Below are 3,872 nucleotides of genomic sequence, written 5' to 3'. Positions count from 1 at the left end.
GCTCTGCTGTCTGAATGAACAATATTTGTTCGAATGTATGGGGTTGTTCAAAGTATAAACACTGATGCGTCAGCCCTGCTTTATTGGAAGATCCGCGGCAACAGGACGAACGGCGATTAGCCGTGGATCTCTTAACCACCAATGAAACATTTTTCTTTCGCGAAGAAGCTCATTTTCATTTTTTGAAATCAATTATCACAGATTGGGATCGTCGGCCATTAAGCATATGGAGTGCGGCATGTTCCTCTGGGGAGGAGGTGTACTCCATTAGTATGCTATTGAGTGACTTGTTACCTGGATATTCGAACTGGTCTTTAGTTGGCTCTGATTTGTGCCGTCATGCTCTGGATTCGGCAAGACAAGGGATTTATCCCATGAGTAGAGCCCAGGGCATACCGGCGGAATTCCTTAAGCGGTATTGCCTCAAAGGAGTTGGCGAATTAGAGGGACTGCTACAAGTAAAACAAGAGTTACGTGAAAAAGTCAGTTTTTATTGTATCAATCTCAATACAAATCTCCCGGCTGATTTGCCCGTTTTCGATATCATATTTTTGCGAAATATATTGATTTATTTTGATGTGGATGGGAAAAGATCCATTGTTGAGCGTATTCTTTCCCGCCTGAAACCAGGCGGTTTCCTGTTTATTGGTCATTCTGAAAGTTTATATGGTCTTGGTCTGCCATTAACATCATGTGGTTCGGCTGTTTATTACCATGAGCCAGCAGCATGACGATATTCCTTGGACCAGGTGATTATTTTTTTGGATCTACGAGTGAACAGATATCCACGCTGTTAGGGTCATGTGTCTCTTTGGTTGCTTGGTTACCGGAGCGTCAATTGCTATCTGTGAGTCATGTAATGTTACCTAAACTCCGTGATGGCGATACGCAAAGTCTGCGCTATGGCGATGTAGCATTGACTCAGTGGATGAGCGACGCCCAAAAAATAGGGGCTAGGCCCCAGGATTTTTCACTGGCATTGTTTGGTGGTAGTACGAGATTTTACTCGGCTGCGCAATATGAGCAGAGCATTGGCCACAGAAACATCGTTTTTTTTCATCAAGAGCTGCGTCGGCTGGGATTGAGTTTGAGATGTGAACAAACTGGGGGGCATCACCATCGTAAACTGCTGGTTGATGCCGCCTCGGGGCGTTTTTGGTGGCAGCATCTGGGTGATCCTAGTAGTCCGGATTATCAGGAGGGGACATGGTAGCCAAGACGCGAGTATTTGTGGTCGATGACTCCGCCTTGGTACGGCAATTTATGTCCGAGGTGATACAGGGGCAACCCGATTTGCAACTATTGGGGACGGCAGCAGATCCAGTGAGTGCACTACCCAAGCTGGAACAACAATGGCCTGATGTGATCTTGCTGGATATGGAAATGCCGCGGATGGATGGGCTGACATTTTTGCGCCAATTGATGGCCACACATCCTACCCCTGTGGTTATCTGTTCCTCTCTGACCGATGCCGGAGCTGCATTAACCCTGGATGCGCTATCGGCAGGGGCCGTTGCGGTATTTGCCAAAGCCAAGCTGGGAGTCAGACAGCATCTTGAGACTATTGCTCATGATCTGGTGGCGGCCATCCGTGAAGCTGGTTCTGCGCGGGCATTGCGTCCGGATCTGCGGATAGCACAACCCATTCTTCCCTCTCATCTCACATCCCAGCCTGCGCGTTCGTTTTCTCATACCACAGACCGTATTGTGGCAATCGGTACTTCGACCGGAGGAACCATTGCATTGGAGCGGGTATTGAGTGTGTTACCCGCCGATGCTCCCGGCATTGTCATTGTCCAGCATATGCCAGAAAAATTTACTGCGGCATTTGCGGAACGGCTGAATAGCTTGTGTGCTATCGAGGTTCGGGAGGCAAAAAATGGCGATCGGGTCCTGGATGGTGTCGCGCTGATTGCTCCTGGCGGGTTACACCTGCAACTGCATCGCTCAGGGGCGCATTATTGTGTCGAGGTGTTAGATGGCCCTCCCGTCAACCGGCATCGGCCCTCGGTCGATGTCCTGTTTCGCTCCGTTGCCAAAGCCGCCGGTCCCAATGCGCTGGGCGTCATCATGACCGGTATGGGAGATGATGGTGCTCGAGGTCTGCTGACCATGCGTGAAATGGGTGCTAAGACTATCGCGCAAGATGAAGCATCGTGCGTGGTGTTCGGTATGCCCAAAGAAGCGATCCGGATGGGAGCCGCTGGGGGTGTGCATTCACTGGCACAGATCCCTGACGAAATCATGATGTTTTCTAGGCTGAGCAAAAGTCTATAACAGTTAGCTATAACTGTAGCGATTGTTATGGGACGTCCTAGATCTGGGTGCTTACTGCAACCGTCTTGCCATTCGTCTTCTCGTCTTCTTATATAGAAGTGAGTTGTTTTGGCGTTGTACCAGCAACTTTCGCTAGATATCTTTAGTTCTTTGTACTGGTCTCTATCCTAACTGTTAAGCAGTTAGTCTGCATTTGTCGATAGTGATGGTCTAAGTGGTGATCGATGCCAAGACTGAGTGGTTATTTATCCCGAAGTTAATGTTCTAACATGCCGATAAAGTGGGTTGACAGCGCTCAGCGAACTGTCCAAGATGTTTGGACATTTAGACGTCCAAACATCCAGCGCTGATTCACTGCTCGGATGCTCGTGAATCCGGAGGTCGTCGCAGCGAATAGAAAAGGAGTACAGCCATGAGTTTTGACAGCGCACGTCAGGTAGAGGCCCTCAATCAAAGCCTTGCCGACCTGAATGGTGATATCGGTGTGTCATTCGAGTTTTTCCCACCGACCACTGAATCGATGGAACAGACCCTGTGGCATTCGATTGAGCGTTTGCGCACCTTGGCGCCAAAGTTTGTTTCTGTCACTTATGGCGCTAACTCTGGTACTCGGGATCGCACCCACAAAGTCATCAAAGACATCAAAGATAGAACCGGCCTGATCGCTGCACCGCATCTGACCTGTATTGATGCCGGTCGTGATGAGTTGATTCAGATCGCAAAAGACTATTGGGATAGCGGTATCCGGCATATTGTGGCTCTCCGGGGAGACTTACCGCCAGAAAGCGTACAACGACCCGATATGTATGCAGCTGATTTGGTGGCGCTATTGAAAGGCGTTGCTGATTTTGATGTGTCGGTCGCGGCCTATCCCGAGAAGCATCCTGAAGCAAAGAGCGCGCAAGCGGATCTGTTGAATTTAAAACGTAAGATTGATGCCGGTGCTAATCGCGCAATTACCCAGTTCTTTTTCGATGTTGAAAGCTATTTACGGTTTCGGGATCGTTGTGCGGCTATCGGCATTGATGCCGAGATTATTCCCGGGATTTTGCCGGTATCCAATTATAAGACGTTGCAAAAATTTGCCGGCTTCACCAACGTGAAGATCCCAAACTGGCTGCACCAGCGCTTCTCTGGAATTGCCGATGAGGATCAGACCACTCGCAACTTGCTGGGCGCGAGTGTAGCAATTGACATGGTTCGGGTATTGTCTCGAGAAGGCGTGAAGGATTTCCACTTCTATACCTTGAATCGTTCCGAACTGACCTATGCTATATGTCACACGCTCGGTGTTCGGCCCCACGTATAGCCGCTGGGAGGCTGTTTTTAGCTCGTTATGCAGTAAAAATAGCCACTTAAACCGAGAAGGGGATCTTTTTAAGAGAATCCCCTTGCCAACCGATTCGACATCCCTATAATGCCGCCTCGCTGACACGGCAAGGCACGCACTCTTCGGAGAACGCTGCAGCAGTGCCAGAAGGGCCGAAATGCCCGGAGCGAACACGGTAAAAAGTGCTTGACTCTGAATCGGGAAAGCGTAAGATGCGCATCCCACGACAGCTGAGGCTGTCACGCTCTTTAACAATCAAATCAAG

At 49.5% G+C, this 3,872-nt stretch carries 5 protein-coding genes; 4 read left to right on the top strand and 1 reads right to left on the bottom strand.

Annotation, left to right across the window (positions count from 1 at the left end):
- Nucleotides 1–122: 122 nt before the first annotated feature.
- The 4 genes from ACYVG7_RS10995 (at nucleotide 123) to metF (ending at nucleotide 3,586) form a co-directional block, all read left to right on the top strand.
- On the top strand, nucleotides 123–731 hold the full coding sequence (locus ACYVG7_RS10995; RefSeq protein WP_460883151.1) for a CheR family methyltransferase: 609 nt from the start codon (nucleotides 123–125) through the stop codon (nucleotides 729–731).
- Nucleotides 728–1,213 carry a chemotaxis protein CheD gene (locus ACYVG7_RS10990; RefSeq protein ID WP_460883150.1) on the top strand — a complete coding sequence of 162 codons (486 nt, stop codon included), beginning with the start codon at nucleotides 728–730 and terminating at the stop codon, nucleotides 1,211–1,213. Before ACYVG7_RS10995 ends, ACYVG7_RS10990 begins: the two co-directional genes overlap by 4 nt.
- Nucleotides 1,207–2,277: a protein-glutamate methylesterase/protein-glutamine glutaminase gene (locus ACYVG7_RS10985; protein WP_460883149.1), complete on the top strand. Its 1,071-nt coding sequence runs from the start codon at nucleotides 1,207–1,209 to the stop codon at nucleotides 2,275–2,277. Before ACYVG7_RS10990 ends, ACYVG7_RS10985 begins: the two co-directional genes overlap by 7 nt.
- Before the next feature lie 412 nt (nucleotides 2,278–2,689).
- Nucleotides 2,690–3,586 carry a methylenetetrahydrofolate reductase gene (metF, locus tag ACYVG7_RS10980; RefSeq protein ID WP_460883148.1) on the top strand — a complete coding sequence of 299 codons (897 nt, stop codon included), beginning with the start codon at nucleotides 2,690–2,692 and terminating at the stop codon, nucleotides 3,584–3,586.
- Nucleotides 3,587–3,689: 103 nt separating this feature from the next.
- Here the strand turns inward: metF and ACYVG7_RS10975 are convergent.
- A partial coding sequence (locus tag ACYVG7_RS10975; protein ID WP_460883147.1) for a hypothetical protein occupies nucleotides 3,690–3,872 on the bottom strand: 183 nt, incomplete at its 5' end.

This window comes from Pseudaeromonas pectinilytica, assembly GCF_054780855.1.
This window is presented reverse-complemented; position numbering and strand designations above follow the sequence as displayed.

What these genes read in the sequence shown, in the direction of transcription:
- metF (WP_460883148.1), top strand. Translation starts at nt 2,690, where the DNA reads ATGAGTTTTGACAGCGCACGTCAGGTAGAGGCCCTCAATCAAAGCCTT.
- ACYVG7_RS10990 (WP_460883150.1), top strand. Translation starts at nt 728, where the DNA reads ATGACGATATTCCTTGGACCAGGTGATTATTTTTTTGGATCTACGAGT.
- ACYVG7_RS10985 (WP_460883149.1), top strand. Translation starts at nt 1,207, where the DNA reads ATGGTAGCCAAGACGCGAGTATTTGTGGTCGATGACTCCGCCTTGGTA.